This is a genomic window from Arthrobacter sp. CAN_A1, from assembly GCF_015751665.1.
Classification (GTDB): Bacteria; Actinomycetota; Actinomycetes; order Actinomycetales; family Micrococcaceae; genus Arthrobacter_D.
The window spans coordinates 130,972-148,422 of the sequence record NZ_JADOUR010000003.1 but is presented as its reverse complement, the minus strand read 5'-3'; the positions used below and the strand labels follow the sequence as shown (position 1 = coordinate 148,422).

The following is a 17,451-nucleotide window of genomic DNA, read 5'->3' as shown; positions in this document are numbered from 1 at the left end:
GCCCGAGGAGGGGCGTCCGATATCCGTTTGCCCGGGTGGATGTGGACAATTCCACTCGCAACCTTCGACCATCCCACCAGCCGCGTCCAGCCACTGGGAGGGTCTAGACTTTCCCGCTGGGACCGTCCGGTCACTGGGATTGTGCGACGCGAGGCTACTGGGCAACCGTGTCGGGGAGCTTCTTCATTCCCAGGAATCCGCCGCCCAACACCGGAATCGATGCCACGACGGTTCCCGCGACCCCGATCCACATGGTGGGGATGACACCGATCTGCTCCCCCAGGACGCCGGCGAGGAGCCCGGCAATCGGCATGACACCCCACACCACGAACCGGATCGACGCGTTCATCCGGCCGAGCAGCCGCGGTGGGCAGACCCGCTGGCGCATGCTGACCTGCATGATGTTGTAGGCCAGCACACAGAAGGTCATCCCAGCTTCGCCGACGATCAGCAGGGCCAGGGCTGCTGGCTTCGACGGCGCGAGCGCAGCCAGTGGGACGAGCACCAGGAACGCGCTGCTGGCTAGTGACGCCAGCGGGATGATGGTGCCCTCGCCGATCCGCGCGGCAATCCAGGGGGTGGCGAGGGCGCCGAGGAAACCGCCCACGGCGGCAACCGACAGGATCAGGCCCAGCGCCGCGGCCCCCAGATCGAGGTCCCGCAGGATCAGGAGCGGCAACAGGGTGAAAACGAGCGACGCGAAGAAGTTGACCCCGGCTGTGCAGGCCGCGACCCGCCGGATCAGCTGGTGCCGCCACACGAAGGCCAGGCCCTCCCTGATCTCGACGGCGAGCGGGCGGCGGTCCGCGACAGGTGACCGCTGCTCCTGGTCCCGGGTCCAGGCAAGGAACACCGCTGACAGCAGGTAGCCCGCCGACTGGCCGATGACCAGCAGCGGCGCGCTGACAAGCTGCAGCAATCCGCCCCCGAGCGCAGGGCCGCCCAACCGGGAGATCTGGGCAGTGGATTCCAGTTTGGAGTTGGCGCTGGGTACCTGATTGCCATTCACGAGGACAGGCACGTAGCTTTGGTAGGCAACATCGAAGAACACCGTGGCAATGCCGACGACGCCAGCCACCCCACACAGGTGCCAGATGGTGAGGGCATCCATCCACCAGAGAAGGGGGATGGCAAGCATCGCCACCATCCGCACCAGGTCTGCGCCGATCATCACCCGGCGTTTGAGCAAACGGTCCACCCAGGCGCCGGCCGGTAACCCGACCAGGAGGAATGCTGCGGTGCCGCTGGCGGTGAGCACGCCGACCTCGAATTCGGACGCCCCGAGCAGCAGCACAGCAATGACTGGAAGGGCCAGATGACCCAATTGGGTCCCGAATTGGCTGATGGCCTGGCCGGCCCAGAACCGGAGAAAGTTTCCGTCGCGCAGCAGGGACGGCGGCGGGGATGCAAGCTCGGTGGTCACCGTCACAGTTTGCGGGTAGTGATTGATTACTGTCAATCACTACCCGCGTCTGACGTATCATTTAGGAATGGATACAGATGAGGATGTACAGGCGCGTGGCCGGGCGCTGAGCTCCCCTGTTCGGCTGCGAATCCTCAGGCTGTGCCTGCATAAGGGCAGAACCAATAAGGAGATCGCTGAGCTCCTTGGCCTCAACCCGGCCACCGCACTGCACCACGTGCGGACACTCCTCGCGACGGGGTTCCTGTCCGCCGAAGAGGCCCGCACTGGAAACCGTGGAGCCAAGGAAATCCCCTACCGCGCCACAGGCCTCTCCTGGCGCAGCCGGATCCCGAATGCTGCGCCGGTCCTGGTGGAGACCTTCCTGCAGGAAATCGACGGGCTGAACCCGTCGGAGATTGATGTCTGGCGCCTGGGCCTCCGCCTCAATGAGACGAACCGTACCGAAATGATGCGACGGATCCGCGAGATCCTTGAGGAATATGCGGTCCGCGACTCGGATACTGACGGAACCGCGACGTCTATCATGCTGGCCCACCATCTGGACCGCAGCGCAGACTAGCGAAGTCTAAAGAGAACGAGCGGCCCGCCGGGGACGCAACACCCACCAGGACAGCATCGACGCGAGCACTGTGACGATGGCCAGGCCGAACACCCAACTGCTTCCCGCGATCGCGACAGGCAACAGCGGGCTCATCCCGAGGTCGGTTAACACGAGGGGTTGGTCCTCGCTGGCGGCGAAGAATCCCACCACCAGGTAGGCCACACCACCCACGACGGGGCTCAGATGCACGTTGCGGGCCCATAGTGCGGCGAAAACCGCCACGCACCCCGCCAGCAGCACTGCAGCCGCGGCACCGATCGGAAGCGTGGTTCCGGGTAGCTCCCAGACCTGGCTATGAAGCGCCGTCCCCAGAATGGCAACCATCAGCCCCAAGACCACTGACACGGTCAGGGCCCACCACAAGGCAACCTTATGGTGGTGCGGCGCGCCCTGAGCAGGGTGCGCCGCGGTTGACGCCTCCCCCGGACCGCTGACGACGACGCCGGCAGGGCGCCGCGCGTCGTCGTCAGTCAGTTCCGGTGGAGTGTTCTGCACAGCTGCCGAGGGCTAGACGCGTGCCCGTGAACGCGCCGCGCGCATCCGCTCGTTGGCGTCCAGGATCAGCTTGCGGATCCTGATCGACTCAGGGGTGACCTCGACGCACTCGTCTTCGCGAGCGAATTCCAGCGACTCCTCAAGCGTGAGCTTGCGGGGAGGGGTCAGGTTCTCGAAGGTGTCCGAGGACGCTGCACGCATGTTGGTGAGCTTCTTTTCCTTGGTGATGTTCACGTCCATGTCGTCGGCGCGTGAGTTCTCGCCGACGATCATGCCCTGGTACACCTCAGAGGTTGGCTCCACGAAGAAGGAACCGCGTTCCTGCAGGTTGATCATGGCGAACGGGGTGACGACTCCGGCGCGGTCGGCGATCATCGAACCGTTGGTGCGGTACTCGATGTCCCCGGCCCAAGGCTCATAGCCCTCGGAGTAGGAGGCAGCGATACCGGCGCCGCGGGTGTCCGTGAGGAACTTGGTCCGGAAACCGATCAGGCCACGGGCGGGGACGATGAATTCCATCCGGACCCAGCCGGTGCCGTGGTTGGACATGTTGGTCATCCGGCCCTTGCGGGTCGCCAGGATCTGGGTGACTGCGCCCAGGTATTCCTCGGGTACGTCGATGGTCATGTGCTCCATCGGCTCGTGCACCTTGCCGTCGACCATGCGGGTGACAACCTGTGGCTTGCCGACCGTCAGCTCGAAGCCTTCACGGCGCATCTGCTCGACGAGGATGGCGAGAGCAAGCTCGCCACGGCCCTGTACTTCCCACGCGTCGGGGCGCTCGGTGGCGAGGACCTTCAGGGAGACGTTACCGATCAGTTCCCGGTCCAGGCGATCCTTCACCTGGCGGGCGGTGACCTTGGCGCCCTTGACACGGCCGGCAAGCGGCGACGTGTTGATACCGATGGTGACCGAGATGGCCGGGTCATCGACGGTGATCAGCGGCAGGGGCTGAGGGTTGTCGATGTCGGTCAGGGTCTCGCCGATGGTGATGTCTTCGATGCCGGCGACGGCAACGATTTCGCCTGGTCCGGCCGAATCGGTCGGCACGCGGTCGAGGGCGCGGGTGGCGAGCAGTTCGGTGATCTTGACTGACTTGAGTTCACCGTTCTGGCGGGCCCAGGCAACGGTCTGTCCCTTGCGCAGGGTGCCGTTGAAGATACGCAGCAGGGCGAGACGGCCCAGGAACGGTGAGGCGTCAAGGTTGGTCACGTGTGCCTGCAGCACGCCGTCCGGGTTGTACCGGGGCGCGGGGATGTGCTCGATGATGGTCTGGAAGAGGGGCTCAAGGTTGTCGTTCGAGGGAACGGTGCCGTCGGCGGGCTGCTCCAGCGAGGCTGCACCTTCACGGGCGGCGGCGTACACGACTGGCACGTTCAGGACCGAGTCCAGGTCAAGGTCGGGCACTTCGTCGGCGAGGTCCGAGGCGAGACCCAACAGGAGGTCCATGGATTCGCTGACCACTTCGTCGATCCGCGAGTCGGGGCGGTCGGTCTTGTTGACCAGCAGCACCACGGGGAGCTTGGCGGCCAGTGCCTTACGCAGCACGAAACGGGTCTGGGGCAGAGGGCCCTCAGAGGCGTCAACGAGCAGGACGACGCCGTCGACCATGGAGAGGCCGCGTTCCACTTCGCCACCGAAGTCGGCGTGGCCCGGGGTGTCGATCACGTTGATGGTGATGGTTTCGCCCTTGGCCGAGGGGCCGTCATAGAACACGGTGGTGTTCTTGGCGAGGATGGTGATGCCCTTTTCGCGCTCAAGGTCACCCGAGTCCATGACCCGGTCTGCCACGTCGCCGTGGGCTGCGAAGGAATTGGTCTGCCGGAGCATGGCATCAACCAGGGTGGTCTTTCCGTGGTCAACGTGGGCCACGATGGCAACGTTGCGGAGGTCGCTGCGAACAGCTGTGTTGCCTGTGGTTTCAGACATGCGTAATGACTCAATTCAGTAATCTTGAGGGGAATCTAGCGTTATGAGGACGGCGCCTGCTTGTACCAGTCTAAGCTCTCAGGAAAAAATGGCCTAACGCGGGACCCAATCCGGGTCAAGATCACAGGTTGTCGGCGTGTTTGCGGGAACGCACGACGGCGGCCCACCCCCGGGGGGTGAGCCGCCGTCGAACGGTCTGCCGCCTGTCCCGTACCGCTACGCGGCGCCGGGTGGCAGGACCAGGCCTGCACCCGGGATCGCGTCCAGCAGGGCGCGCGTGTAGGGGGTCTGCGGGTTGTCGAAGACGGCGTCAGTGGACCCCTGCTCCACCAGCTTTCCCTTTTCCATGACACAGACGTGGTCGGCGATCTGGCGCACCACCGCAAGGTCGTGGGTGATGAACAGGTAGCTCAGCCCCAACTCCGACTGCAGGTCGGCCAGCAGGTTGAGGATCTGGGCCTGGACGAGGACGTCGAGCGCCGACACCGCTTCGTCGCAGATCACCACCTCGGGGTCGAGTGCCAATGCACGGGCGATGGCCACCCGCTGCCGCTGCCCCCCGGAGAGCTCGTTGGGGAACCGCCGCATCATCGACGCCGGCAGCGCCACCTGTTCCAGCAACGCACGGACCTTCTGCTCGCGGGACTTGGCGTTCCCGATGCCGTGGACCCGCAGAGGTTCCTCGATGGTCCTGAAGATGTTGTACATCGGGTCCAGTGACCCGTACGGGTCCTGGAAGATCGGCTGGACCCGCCGGCGGAAATCGAACATCTCCTTGCGGCCCAGGGTGGTGATGTCCACCCCGTCGAAATCGATGCTCCCCTCCGTCGCCGGTTCCAGTCCGAGCACCATGCGCGCCACCGTGGACTTGCCCGAGCCGGATTCCCCGACAACGGCTGTCGTGGTGCCCCGCGCGATCGAGAAGGAGACGCCGTCGACCGCTTTGAACTCGGTCGATTTGCCCCAACTCCCCCGGATCTTGAAGACCTTGGTGAGGTCCTTGACTTCGATCACCTTGTCGGCCGCAGCGCTAACCAGCGCGGGGTCCTCGGGAGCGAGCACCTCGCTGGTTTGCAGGCCCAGCTTCTTGGCCGATTCAATCCGGCGCGAAGCCAACGATGGCGCCGAGGCCACCAGTTTCTGGGTGTAGGCATGGCGCGGGTTGGTGAGCAGTTCCATGGCTGGTCCGGCTTCGACCACCTTGCCCTTGTACATGACGATCACTTTGTGGGCCCGTTCGGCGGCTAGCCCCAGATCGTGGGTGATCAACAGCACGGCGGTACCCAGGTCGCGGGTCATGCTGTCCAGGTGATCGAGGATCTGGCGTTGCACGGTGACGTCGAGGGCCGACGTCGGCTCGTCAGCGATCAGCAGGCGTGGCCTGCAGGACAAGCCGATGGCGATCAGTGCGCGTTGACGCATGCCACCCGAGAACTCGTGCGGGTACTGGTTGGCCCGCGACTCGGCGTCGGGCAGCCCGGCCTCCGAGAGTACCTGCGCAACATCCTTCTTGCCGTGCGGCAGTCCGTTGGCCCGCAGGGTTTCCTTCACCTGGAATCCGATCTTCCAGACCGGGTTCAGGTTGGACATGGGGTCCTGCGGGACCATGCCGATGGACGAGCCACGGAGTTCAACGATCCGTTTCTCGTCCGCCTGCGTGATGTCTTCGCCGTCGAACAGGATCTGCCCGCCGGAGACGCGCCCGTTCTCGGGGAGCAGACCGATTGCCGCAAGGGCGGTGGTCGACTTGCCTGAGCCGGATTCGCCGACGATGGCAACTGTTTCGCCGGGCATGATGGTCAGCCGCGCGTTCTTGACGGCCTCCACATCACCTTGCGACGTGGTGAAGGTGATCGCGAGGTCACGCAGTTCGAGGAGCGGTTTACCGGCGTCGCCCTGTGGGCTGATGTTTTCTGGTGTCTGTGTCATCGCTTCCGGGCCTTTGGATCGAGTGCGTCCCTCAGGGCGTCGCCCAGCATGATGAAGCTGAGCACCGTCAGGGAGAGCGCGAGGGCTGGCCAGAACAACGGCATCGGGTTGGTCCGCACCGTAGGTTCCGCCGAGAAGATGTCATTGCCCCAGGACATTACGTCCGGTGGCAGCCCAATGCCCAGGAAGGACAGGGTGGACTCGGCAACGATGAACGTCCCCAGCGAGATGGTGGTGATCACGATGACCGGCGCCAAAGCGTTGGGAATCACGTGCTTCAGCAGTGCCGAGAAACGGGAAACGCCCAGCGATCGTGCGGCGGTGACGAAGTCAGCGTTCCTGACCGAGATCACCGAGGCACGGGTAATGCGGGCAATCTGCGGCCACCCGAAGGTCACCAGAATCACCACCAGCGTCCAGACGCTGCGGTTCTCCCTGAAGAAGGGCAGCTGGACGACGACGATAGCGCCGAGGATCAGCGGCAGGGCGAAGAAGATGTCGCCCAGGCGGGCCAGGATCGCGTCGATCCAGCCACCGTAGAAGCCGGCAATGGCACCAACCGCGCCACCGATCAGGAGCACGCCGAGCGTGGAGAACATTCCCACCATCAGCGAGGACTGGGTTCCGTAGACCACCCGGGACAGGACGTCGCAGCCCTGCTGGGTGAAGCCGAGCGGATGCCCGGGGGCCGGGCCCGCGCCCGAGTTGACCAGCAGGCAGTTCTCATTGGGAGGTTCGTTGGTGAAAATCCCGGGGAACAACGCAACGAAGATCACCGCGAGGATCAGGATGCCGCTGAGGATGAAGAGCGGTTGGCGGCGCAGGTTGCGCCACGCCTCACTCCATTGGCTCCGGGGAGCATCGTCAGTGGTGGCACTGTCGGTGGCGTCGACCGGAGTTTCCTCGGCGTCGGCCACGAAGTGCTCAATAGGGTGCGCGGGCCGCTTGGGCGTGACAGCGCGTTTGGGTGTGTTGTCCATATCAGGCATATCGAATCCTTGGGTCCAGCCACGCATACAGCAGATCCACCACCAGATTGGCGATGCAGAAAATCATGATCAGAACGGTGACGATTGCCACCACAACTGGGGCTTCACCGTTGAGCACAGCGCGGTAGAGCGTGTTCCCGACTCCGTTCACGTTGAAGATTCCCTCGGTGACGATGGCGCCGCCCATGAGGGCGCCCAGGTCGGCGCCGAGGAAGGTGATCACGGGGATCATCGAGTTGCGCAGGATGTGCACGGTCACCACGCGGCGCCGGGACAGTCCCTTGGCCGTGGCGGTGCGCACATAGTCCGCGTTGACGTTTTCAATAATGCTGGTCCGGGTCAGCCTGAGCACGTAGGCGAAGGAGACCAGACCGAGCACGACGGCGGGCAGGATCAGTTCGTTGAACGGAGCCGCGCCGCTGACCGTGGGGCTAGCCCACCCCAGTTTGACGCCTACCAGGAACTGCATGAGGAACCCGAGAACGAAGATGGGAACCGCAATGACTACCAGCGAGACGATCAGGATGGTTGAGTCGAAAATTTTCCCCTTGCGGAGACCTGCGATCAGACCGAACAGGATGCCGAAGACGGCCTCGAAGACGAGGGCCATGATGGCCAGCCGTGCCGTGGTGGGGAAAACCTCGGCAATGATGGTGGCGATCTCACGGCCGGCGAAGTTGACGCCCAGGTCGAAGGTCAGAACGCCCTTCAGGAAGAGGAAGTATTGCACCCAGAAAGGCTGGTCCAGGTTGTATTGCTCCCGCAGTGCGGCTTCGACGGCGGGGGTGCAGCCTCGCTCGCCGCAGATGGCGGCGGTGGGGTCGCCGGGGAGGCTGAAGACCAGGAAATAGACCAGCAGGGTGGCGCCGATAAAGACGGGGATCAGTTGAAGAACGCGCCGGATGATGTACCAGGACATCAGGCAACACCCCCGGCGGAAAGCGTCCCCACGGGACGCTGTGGAAGCTTATTCATCTGTTGTGGACCTTAGGTTTTGGAGCAAACTGATGGGGCCCCCGAAACGGGGACCCCATCAGTTGATCGGTCTTACTTGGTGGTGATGGCGTTGTACAGGGGAACGCCATTCCAGCCGAACTCGACGTTGTCGACGTTCTGGCTCCAGCCGCCCTGGGCAACCTGGTACCACAGTGGGATGGAGGGAAGATCTTCAAGGAGCATTTCCTGAGCCTTGTTCATCGCTTCGTTTCCTGCCTCAACAGAATCAGCCGCGAGGCCCTCGGAGAGTGCGTTGTCGAATTCCTCGTTGGCGTACACCGAGTCGTTGGATCCGGCGCCGGTAGCGTGGATGGGTCCAAGGAAGTTGTACAGGGACGGGTAGTCAGCCTGCCAGCCGGTGCGGATGGCACCGGTCAGCGTCTTGTCAGTGGCGTTGGTGCGCAACTCGGCGAAGGTGGAGAACGGCAGGCCGCTCACCTCGATGTCCAGGTTGTTTTTCAGTCCGTTGACAACTGCCTCAACCCAGGTGCGGTGATCGCCGGCGTCGGCGTTGTAGGCGATCGTCAGAGCCTCTGAGTCGTCGTAAGGCTCGATCGCTTCGGCCTCTTCCCACAGCTCGACGGCGCGCTCGGGGTTGAACTCGAGGTTCTCGCTGCCGGGCAGGCTGTCGTCGTAGCCCTCAAGGACCGGAGCGGTGAACTCCGTGGCCGGGGTGCGGCCGTTGTTGAAGATCACCGTGGTGATTTCTTCCCGGTCGATGGCCATGGAGATGGCCTGGCGGCGCAGCTTGCCGTCCTCGCCGTCCCAGTTCTCGAGGTAGTAAGGGATGGAGATGGTCTGGTTGCCCGCGTACGGGGACTCCAGCCACCGGTCCCCCAGGTCGTTCTTGAAGTTCTGCACATCGCTGGTCGGCACAGTCTTCAGAACGTCAAGGTTGTCCGAGATCAGGTCCTGGTAGGCGGTGCTGCCGTTCTGGTACATCTTGAAGGTCACACCAGCGTTCTGGGCTGCCTGCGGGCCGTCATAGTCCTCGTTCGGGACCAGTTCGATCTGCTGGTTGTGCTCCCAGGCACCCTCGGCGGCGAACTTGTAGGGTCCGTTGCCGATCGGGTTCTCGCCAAATGCTTCGAAGTCCTCAAAAGCGACCTCAGGCAGCGGGGAGAACGCGCTGTAGCCAAGACGCAGCGGCCAGTCCGACTCGGGCTGGTTCAGCGCGACGGTGAAGGTGAGCTCGTCGACGACGGTGAGGCCCGACATTTCGTCGGCCTCGGAACCCTCGGCGCTGACCTCGTCGTAGCCTTCGATGCTCTCGAAGAAGTAGCTCGCGAGCTGAGCGTTCTTCGCTGCCGCCCCATAGTTCCACGAATCAACGAAGGACTGGGCGGTGACTGGCTCGCCGTTGGTGAAGGTCTTGCCTTCAACCAGGGTGATCGTGTAGTTCTGGGCATCCTCGGTTTCGATGGACTCGGCCATCTCGTTCTGGGATGCGCCCTCGGCGTCGTAGCTGACCAGGCCTGAGAACAACAGATCCACTACGGCCCCGCCACCAACCTCATTGGTGCTGGTGGGGATCAGTGGGTTCTGTGGCTCCGTGCCGTCCACCACGATGGGACGATCGGTGCTCGATGCGGCGTCGTCGCCACCACCGCCACATGCGCTCAACGCCAGCGCAGCAGTCAGAGCAACGCCAACAACCTTGGAAACACGCGTTAAACGCATTCCGCCTCCTTGTGTAATTTGATAGACCGGAGCGAAGTTTCCGCCCGGGATTGAGCCGGGATCATGTTGTACATGTCGTGGCTCACAGTCGACTAGCTTAGCTCCTCTGGTTGCCTCACCAAACTGAAGGCCACCTTCGGCGCAGATCCGGGGATGCAAAAACGGCCCGCCCCCAGGGGGGCGGGCCGCAATCTTTCCTGCCTGTTAGTGAAGTGAGGCAGGCTATTTCTTCAGGGTGCTAGGACTTTTTCGAGCGGGACAGCTTCCACCGGCGTGGTGCACTGGAGCCGGCCGATGAGGCCTCTTCGAGATGGTAGTCCGCCAGCTGATCCTGGATCTGCTGGTCCACCCGATCGGACATGTGCTCGTTCACCTGGTCGGTGACCTGATCGGCAACAGCGATGCGCGCCTGGCGCCGCTGAGCCCGGAGGAACTGCTGGTGCTCCTCATGGAACGCCTTGGCCGTGGCCACGCACATGAAGATCATCACCAGGCTGAACGGCAACGCGGTCAGGATCGCGGCGGTCTGGATGGAGGCTAGCCCGTCATCGCCGACCAGGAGGAGGGCGATCGCCACGGCGGCAGCTGCCACCGCCCAGAAGGCCCGGACCCAGTGTTTGGGATCGGGGTGGCCGCCGGTAGAGATCATGCTCATCACCAGCGCACCGGAGTCCGCCGAGGTGATGAAGAAGATTGCGATCAGGATGATCGCGCCGATCAGCAGGACCGGTCCGCCAGGCAGTTCCGTGAGGAGCCCGAAGAGGGCATTGTTGGTGTCCACCGCACCGTCTTCGCCCACCAGACCACCGTTGCCGAAGAGCTCGCGGTAGAGGGCGGATCCGCCCAGGACCGAGAACCAGAGGAAGGTGAGCAGGGTGGGAACCAGCAGGACGCCTGCAACAAATTCGCGGACCGTGCGGCCCTTGGAGATGCGCGCAATGAAGATGCCAACAAACGGGGCCCAGGAAATCCACCAGCCCCAGTAGAAGGTGGTCCAGGCGGACTGCCAGGCTTCGCCGTCGGCTCCGGCGAAGGCAAGGGTATCGAAGGTCAGACCCACAACGTTCTGCAGGTAGTTACCGATTGACTGAACGAACTCGCGCAGCAGGAAAAGGGTGGGGCCGGTGAACAGGATGACCAGCAGCAGCACGCCGGCCAGCACCAGGTTGGTGTTGGACAGCCATTTCATACCTTTGCCCACACCGGAGATGACCGAGACGAGGGTCAGTGCGGTGATGCAGAGGATCAGACCGATCTGGGTGAACTTGGTTGCCTCCATGATGTTGGCAGTATCCAGGCCTGCCGACATCTGCAGCACGCCGAGTCCCAGTGAGGTAGCGACGCCGAACAGCGTGCCCACCAGGGCGATGACGTCAATAGCGTCGCCCCATTTGCCCTTGACCTTGTCGCCCAGGAGGGGTTCAAGGGTCCAGCGGATGGAGATGGGGCGGCCGCGGCGGTGCACTGCGTAGGCGATGGAAAGTCCAACCACCACATAGATGCTCCAGGCGTGGAGGCCCCAGTGCAGGAAGGTCTGGGTCAGAGCCTGCTGGGCCAGCTCAATGCCGGTCCCTTCGGTGCCCGGTGGCGGTGAGGCAAAGTGGTTCAACGGCTCGGCGACACCCCAGAAGACCAGCCCGATCCCCATGCCAGCGGCGAAGAGCAGGGCGAACCAGGACATCATCGAGAATTCGGGACGATCCTCGTCCTTGCCGAGGCGGATATCGCCAAAGCGGCTCAACCCTACCCAGAGGGAGAACACCACGAACATCGCGACAATTGCCACGTAATACCAGCCGAAGCTGCTGATGACATTGGTCTGGATGCTGCCGAAGACCTCGGCAGCCGTGGAAGGGAAAATGAGTGCGAAGCCCACGAACACCACGATGAGCGCAGCGGCCGGGATGAACACGTTCTTCGCCAGCTTGGAGGGCGCGACCGGTTTCCCTTCCGTCGGGCGGGCATCTGGCTCGCCGGGTGGACTGTCGGTTGCCGGATTTCCGGACCTGAGGGACATTCGGGTAACTCCTCAAAGATTTCGATTAACTTCAGATTTGCTATTGACACTCCGCTGAAATAGCAGTAGGCCAACTTCCAGCTTACAGAAGTGGGCCCTCAAGTCCTAAGGAGGTCCTTAAACCGCAAACGACGGCGACCCGCCCCGGTAAGGGGACGGGCCGCCGTCGTTGGCTGATCTCCGCGCTGAATTACTCGGCGGAGGCGAGCAGTTTAGCCCGCAGCTCGCGGCGCTCGCGCTGCTTCTCCGGGTTGGGGAGTGGCACTGCTGCCAGCAGCCGCTGGGTGTACGGATCCTGCGGTCGGCGGAGGATCTGATCCCGGGTGCCCTGCTCCACAATCTTGCCGCGGCGCATGACACAAATCCGGTCGGACATGAGGTCGACGACGGCGAGGTCATGGGTGACGAACAGGCAAGCGAATCCAAGTTCCAGCTGCAGGTTCTTCAGCAGCTCCAGCACAGTGGCCTGCACTGATACGTCAAGGGCCGAGGTGGGCTCATCCGCCACCAGGAGTTTGGGCTTCAGGGACAGCGCACGGGCAATGCCGACGCGCTGTTTCTGGCCGCCCGAGAGCTCATGCGGGTACCGGTTGCGGTAGGCACGCGGTAGCTCGACCTGGTCCAGCAGCGTCTCGATCCGCTTCTGCAGATCTGCTCCCTTGGCCACCTTCGCGAGGAACATCGGCTCGCCGATGCTTTCGCCCAGGGGCAGCCGCGGGTTCAGTGAGGAGGACGGGTCCTGGAAGACCATTCCCACGTTGCGACGCAGCTCAAAGAGCTCCTTGCGGGTGGCATTCGAGATCTCCTTGCCGGTGACGGTCAGTGATCCTGCGGCCACTGGAAGCAGGCCGACGGCGGCACGGCCGATCGTCGTCTTGCCCGAGCCGGATTCGCCGACCAACCCAAGGATCTCACCCGGGTAAATCGCGAGGTTCGCTCCTTCGACCGCGCGGAACGCCGGTACCCTGCCTTGCTTGGGGTATTCGATGGCGACGTCGGTGAGTTGCAGGACGGCCGCGCCCCGGCTGGTGTCGGCAGCACGTTCGGCTTCTTCCAGGCGTGCCTGATTGGCGCGTTCGCGCCGCATCAGTTCGTTCTGGTCCACTGCACGGAGCTCGGTTTGCGTCGCGGCGGCCAGCGCCGCGGTGATGTCCACCTCCTCGGCGTCGTCACCGCCCTGACCGAGATGGGGTACCGCTGCGAGCAGCTTCCGGGTGTACTCATGCTGGGGATTGTGGAAGATCTGCTCGGCCGTGCCCGCCTCCACGATCCTGCCCTTACTCATGACCACGATGTGGTCGGCGAGGTCGGCGACCACTCCCATATCGTGGGTGATCAGCACGATCGCGCTGTTGAGTTTGCTGCGCAGGTTTCGCATCAGGTCGAGGATCTCGGCCTGCACCGTGACGTCAAGCGCTGTCGTGGGTTCGTCGGCGATCAGCAGCTTCGGATCACAGGAGAGCGACTGGGCAATCATGGCGCGCTGTCGCTGCCCGCCGGAGAGCTGGTGGGGGTAGGACTTGAAGGCCTTGTCCGGGTCCGGGAGCTCGACCATGTCCAGCAGCTTCAAGGCCCGCTCTTTCGCCTCTTCCGGCGAAATCTCGTTGTGCAGGCGGATCGTTTCGACGATCTGGAACCCGATCGTGTAAACCGGGTTCATCGCGGTCATCGGTTCCTGGAAAATGACTGCTACATCGCGGCCTCGGATCTGGCGCAGCTTGCTTCCGGTCAGGCCGAGGATTTCCTTACCGTTGAGCTTGACGCTGCCGGTCGTGCGGCTATTCTCGGGCAGCAGCCCCAAGAGCGACATGGAACTGGCGCTCTTGCCGGAACCGGATTCGCCCACGATGGCCAGGACCTCGCCGGCCCTGACCTCGTAGTTGAGATCAATGGCTGCGGGTACCCAGACCTTGTCGACGCCATAGTCGACGCCCAAGCCCTTGACCTGGAGCACTGGAACATCGCTCCGTGCTGTCTGCCCTGAATCCGAATTTTCGATGACGCCGTCGGTCATGATTCTGCTTTCCTTCCGCCCCTGGCCTGCCACATTTTGGTGATTAGTGAACTGGCGCGGGATCCTGAAACTATATGGGTATGAGTAGCCCAAGCGATGCAGCCAGCCCAATCGTTTTCAAACCTCGGTTTGGCAAGTGGTTCGCGGGGCTGACCTGGGTGCTGGCCGCCATTGGCATGGTGCTGTCGGTTGTTGGTGACGGTGTTATGGGTCTGGTCTCCGCCTGGCCACTGGTCGCCCTGGCCTACTTCGGCTGGCTGCTGTTTTGGTACCCGTCCGTGGTGATCGACGACGACGCCGTCACCCTCAACAATCCAGTCCGCTCCGTTTCCGTGCCATGGGCCGCGTTGATTCACGTCGACACGAAGTTCGCGCTGACGCTGGTCACCGTTCGCGGCAGCCACACGGCCTGGGCCGCGCCCGCGCCCGGCGTGTGGGGCACTCACCGCGGGAAACCTGAGCATGTCCAGGGCCTCCCCGAATCCAGTTATGGTCCCGCCCAGTCCATCCGGCCCGGAGACCTGAAGAACACCGACTCCGGAGCCGCAGCGTTTCTGGTACGAACCCACTGGGCCGCGCTGATTGACGGCAACCTGCTGGACGTCGACGCCACCGAAACCACAGCGGTTGCGACGCGTTTCCATTGGATCGCCATCGGCTGCGCAGCTGTTCTGATTGCTGCGAACGTGATCGCTTTCTCCATGAGCTAACCGGTGAGCGCGGCGAAGTGCCCTCACTGGACCAACCCCCTGTCGTGGCACTTTAGGCCTCGGGGCGGTTGGGATCGGAAATGTCGCCGGAGTGCACTGCCTTCTTGGCGTTGAACTTCTTCTGACGTGGATCAAAAGCGTCCCGAAGCCCATCGCCGATGAAGTTGATCGACAGGCAGATCAGGATGATGAACAACCCGGGCCACCAGAACAGCCACGGCCGGGTGTTGAACGCCTGCTGGTTGTCGCTGATCAGGCTGCCCAGCGAGATATCGGGCGCCCTGACACCGAGGCCAAGGAAGGAGAGAGCGGATTCCAGCAGGATCGCTGACGCCATCACCAGGGTGGTGTTGACGATGATCACTCCTACCGCGTTGGGCAGGATGTGCTTGAAGATGATCCGGGTATCCGATGCTCCGGCGATCCGGGCTGCGTCAACGAATTCACGTTCACGCAGGGAAAGGAACTCGCCGCGCACCAGGCGGGCGAGGCCGGTCCAGATGATCAGTCCCACGAAGATCCCGAGCAGGATCACCCCGGCGCTACCGCCCAGCACATTCCGCAGGAATGTGCCGCTGCCGGTAAGGTTGTTGCCCACGCTACCCAGCACGGCGGCGAGGATGATCAGGGGGATCACGATGATGACGTCGGTGAACCGCATCAGCACTGCTTCAACCCAGCCGCGGAAGTAGCCCGATACCCCGCCAATAATGACGCCGAGGATACCGCCGAGGATACCGATAATGAACATGATCAGGAGGGAGAGCTGGGTGCCCCGCATGGTCATGGCAAAGAGGTCGCGACCGACGCGGTCCTGACCGAACGGGTGGTCACCGAAGTCGAACGGCAGCACCCAGGTGGGAGACCCGGTCGGCGTCGCCAACGACGGCGTGTCCGTGTAGCTCCACTTCCACCAGCCCGGGATTCCGGCATAGCCGATCGAACTGAACGCCAGGATGACGACCAGCACGAAGATGACCATGCTGACGAGGGCCGCTGTGTTACCGAAGAAGCGCTTCCGGACGATCTGGCCCTGGCTGAGGCCGATCGAGTCGTCCTTGGATTTCCTGGATTTTACTTCTGCTCTGCTGCTCATGCTTTTACCCTCACTCGTGGGTCAAGTACCGAGTAGGCCAGGTCAGCAACCAGGTTGAAGACCAGAGCCAGTATGCCGGTGATCAGGAAGACTCCCATGATGGGATTCGGGTCAACGCGTCCCAGAGCCCCAATGAAGAGTTGGCCCATACCGCTGAAGGCAAAGACCTGCTCAGTGATGATCGCACCACCGATCAGTCCGCCGATGTCGAACGCCACGAGGGTGGCCAGCGGGATCAGCGCGTTGCGGAAGGCGTGGCGCATGACCACGGTCCGCTCCCCCAGACCCTTGGCCCGGGCCGTGCGGATGTAGTCCTGGTTCATGATTTCGAGCATCGACGCCCTCGAGTAGCGGCTGTAACCTGCCAGCGAGATCAGCATCAAGGCAATCGTCGGCAGCAGGAGATGGGTAAACGTGTCGAGCCCTATGATCCAGAAATCGCCCTCAAGGTTGGGAGTGGACGAACCGAGGGTGGCGATGGGCCTGCCGCGGATCCTGTTGTTGTCCGAGTACAGGGGCCAGGACTGCATGAACCGGTCAAGCAGGATGGTGAAGCCCATCAGGAAGGCGGTCAGACCGGCTGCGTTCATGCTCTGCCGGCGATCGTAGCCGCCCATGAGATAACCGACAGCAACGCCGACGAGCACTGTGGCGACGGCCAGCAGGACGATCATCAGCGGTGTTGCGAGATCGAGGAGGGGCTGGACGGCGAAGTAGGCGACCACACCGATAGCCACGGTGATCAGCGCCGAGTAAAGTGCCTTGCGGTTCTTGAGGCCCGCGGTCAGCAGTGTGACCCCGTAGGCGATCCCGACGCCCGCAATGGCGATGACGATCGGTCCGAAGCCTGGCTGCAGGAACCAGCCGGTCAGGTCGAGGAAGAAGAGAATCGCTGCTGCGAAGACGAACCCGGCCGCTGCTGCGGTGAGTCGCTTCTTGAGCGGCCCCCGGGCGACCAGATACCAGATGAACGCACTCACCAGACCGGTGATGATGATCGCTGTCAACGAGATGTTGGGATCTGCGAGGAAGGTGTTGAAGCTGATCGCCCCATACTCCTTCAGCAGGACCGCAACCCAGAAGATTGGGAGCGAAAAGAAGAGGAAGGCCATGAAGGTCACACCGTAGTCGAGTCCGCTGTATTGGCGGAGCGCGGTGATGATACCCAGGGAGATGCCGATCAGGATGGCGAGGACCGTCGCGCCGGTGACCAGCAGGATGGTCTGGCCCATGGCCCGGCCCAGCAGTTGGGTTACCTCGATGCCGGCGATGCTGCTGCCGAGGTCACAGGTGGCGGCGAAGGGGATGAGGCAACTCGCTGCTCCACCTAGCCACTCGAAGTACCGGATCGGGGCGGGGACGTCCAGGCTGAGGAGGTCCGTCCGTAGTTGGATGAGTGTTTCCTTGTTGGGTACGTTGCTCTCGCGCAGATCAGCCAGGGGGTCGCCCGACACAGCTGTCAGCATGTACACGATGAAGGAAGCGCCCAACAGGATGAGCACGGCAGCAACTAAGCGCCGGACGATGTAGGTCACCATAGTTTATAAAACCTCAATGTTAAGGTTCCGG

The 17,451-nt window shown here is 63.1% G+C and carries 13 protein-coding genes; 2 read left to right on the top strand and 11 right to left on the bottom strand.

All coding sequences use genetic code 11. From position 1 onward, the window contains the following. Positions 1-154: 154 nt before the first annotated feature. Positions 155-1,423: an MFS transporter gene (locus IWX62_RS05110; protein ID WP_333483221.1), complete on the bottom strand. Its 1,269-nt coding sequence runs from the start codon at positions 1,421-1,423 to the stop codon at positions 155-157. 67 nt (positions 1,424-1,490) lie between these two features. Between IWX62_RS05110 and IWX62_RS05105 the strand changes: the two genes are divergently transcribed. After that, positions 1,491-1,985 (top strand): ArsR/SmtB family transcription factor, encoded by a 495-nt coding sequence (locus IWX62_RS05105; RefSeq protein WP_196840295.1) that lies wholly within the window; start codon positions 1,491-1,493, stop codon positions 1,983-1,985. Positions 1,986-1,991: 6 nt separating this feature from the next. Here IWX62_RS05105 and IWX62_RS05100 read toward each other — a convergent pair whose 3' ends face one another. From IWX62_RS05100 to IWX62_RS05065, 8 genes are all read right to left on the bottom strand, one after another. Further along, positions 1,992-2,522, bottom strand: a complete 531-nt coding sequence (locus IWX62_RS05100; RefSeq protein ID WP_196840294.1) for a hypothetical protein — start codon at positions 2,520-2,522, stop codon at positions 1,992-1,994. A 12-nt stretch (positions 2,523-2,534) separates the two neighbouring features. Then, positions 2,535-4,451, bottom strand: coding sequence for a translational GTPase TypA (typA, locus tag IWX62_RS05095; protein WP_196840293.1), 1,917 nt, complete (start codon positions 4,449-4,451; stop codon positions 2,535-2,537). A 216-nt stretch (positions 4,452-4,667) separates the two neighbouring features. Next, positions 4,668-6,380, bottom strand: a complete 1,713-nt coding sequence (locus IWX62_RS05090) for an ABC transporter ATP-binding protein (RefSeq protein WP_196840292.1) — start codon at positions 6,378-6,380, stop codon at positions 4,668-4,670. After that, positions 6,377-7,360, bottom strand: a complete 984-nt coding sequence (locus IWX62_RS05085) for an ABC transporter permease (protein WP_196840431.1) — start codon at positions 7,358-7,360, stop codon at positions 6,377-6,379. The genes IWX62_RS05090 and IWX62_RS05085 overlap by 4 nt, the downstream gene beginning before the upstream one ends. A 1-nt stretch (position 7,361) precedes the next feature. After that, complete coding sequence (locus IWX62_RS05080; protein WP_196840291.1) at positions 7,362-8,288, bottom strand: ABC transporter permease; 927 nt, start codon at positions 8,286-8,288, stop codon at positions 7,362-7,364. 128 nt (positions 8,289-8,416) lie between these two features. Further along, the gene (locus IWX62_RS05075; protein ID WP_196840290.1) at positions 8,417-10,045 is read right to left on the bottom strand and encodes a peptide ABC transporter substrate-binding protein; all 1,629 of its coding nucleotides are present in this window, start codon (positions 10,043-10,045) and stop codon (positions 8,417-8,419) included. 238 nt (positions 10,046-10,283) lie between these two features. Further along, positions 10,284-12,062 (bottom strand): BCCT family transporter, encoded by a 1,779-nt coding sequence (locus IWX62_RS05070; RefSeq protein WP_196840289.1) that lies wholly within the window; start codon positions 12,060-12,062, stop codon positions 10,284-10,286. Between the two features lie 190 nt (positions 12,063-12,252). Then, positions 12,253-14,076: a dipeptide ABC transporter ATP-binding protein gene (locus IWX62_RS05065; RefSeq protein ID WP_196840288.1), complete on the bottom strand. Its 1,824-nt coding sequence runs from the start codon at positions 14,074-14,076 to the stop codon at positions 12,253-12,255. Positions 14,077-14,156: 80 nt separating this feature from the next. Between IWX62_RS05065 and IWX62_RS05060 the strand changes: the two genes are divergently transcribed. Further along, positions 14,157-14,786, top strand: coding sequence for a PH domain-containing protein (locus IWX62_RS05060; RefSeq protein WP_196840287.1), 630 nt, complete (start codon positions 14,157-14,159; stop codon positions 14,784-14,786). Positions 14,787-14,838: 52 nt separating this feature from the next. Here the strand turns inward: IWX62_RS05060 and IWX62_RS05055 are convergent, their stop codons facing one another. Both IWX62_RS05055 and IWX62_RS05050 read right to left on the bottom strand, forming a co-directional pair. Further along, complete coding sequence (locus IWX62_RS05055) at positions 14,839-15,882, bottom strand: ABC transporter permease (RefSeq protein WP_196840286.1); 1,044 nt, start codon at positions 15,880-15,882, stop codon at positions 14,839-14,841. After that, positions 15,879-17,420, bottom strand: a complete 1,542-nt coding sequence (locus tag IWX62_RS05050) for an ABC transporter permease (protein ID WP_196840285.1) — start codon at positions 17,418-17,420, stop codon at positions 15,879-15,881. Before IWX62_RS05050 ends, IWX62_RS05055 begins: the two co-directional genes overlap by 4 nt. Positions 17,421-17,451: the final 31 nt, after the last annotated feature.

Excerpts from the sequence above, each read along its gene's own strand:
- IWX62_RS05055 (WP_196840286.1), bottom strand. The coding sequence starts at position 15,882 with ATGAGCAGCAGAGCAGAAGTAAAATCCAGGAAATCCAAGGACGACTCG.
- IWX62_RS05085 (WP_196840431.1), bottom strand. The coding sequence starts at position 7,360 with ATGGACAACACACCCAAACGCGCTGTCACGCCCAAGCGGCCCGCGCAC.
- IWX62_RS05060 (WP_196840287.1), top strand. The coding sequence starts at position 14,157 with ATGAGTAGCCCAAGCGATGCAGCCAGCCCAATCGTTTTCAAACCTCGG.
- IWX62_RS05090 (WP_196840292.1), bottom strand. The coding sequence starts at position 6,380 with ATGACACAGACACCAGAAAACATCAGCCCACAGGGCGACGCCGGTAAA.
- IWX62_RS05070 (WP_196840289.1), bottom strand. The coding sequence starts at position 12,062 with ATGTCCCTCAGGTCCGGAAATCCGGCAACCGACAGTCCACCCGGCGAG.
- typA (WP_196840293.1), bottom strand. The coding sequence starts at position 4,451 with ATGTCTGAAACCACAGGCAACACAGCTGTTCGCAGCGACCTCCGCAAC.
- IWX62_RS05065 (WP_196840288.1), bottom strand. The coding sequence starts at position 14,076 with ATGACCGACGGCGTCATCGAAAATTCGGATTCAGGGCAGACAGCACGG.
- IWX62_RS05105 (WP_196840295.1), top strand. The coding sequence starts at position 1,491 with ATGGATACAGATGAGGATGTACAGGCGCGTGGCCGGGCGCTGAGCTCC.
- IWX62_RS05080 (WP_196840291.1), bottom strand. The coding sequence starts at position 8,288 with ATGTCCTGGTACATCATCCGGCGCGTTCTTCAACTGATCCCCGTCTTT.
- IWX62_RS05050 (WP_196840285.1), bottom strand. The coding sequence starts at position 17,420 with ATGGTGACCTACATCGTCCGGCGCTTAGTTGCTGCCGTGCTCATCCTG.
- IWX62_RS05075 (WP_196840290.1), bottom strand. The coding sequence starts at position 10,045 with ATGCGTTTAACGCGTGTTTCCAAGGTTGTTGGCGTTGCTCTGACTGCT.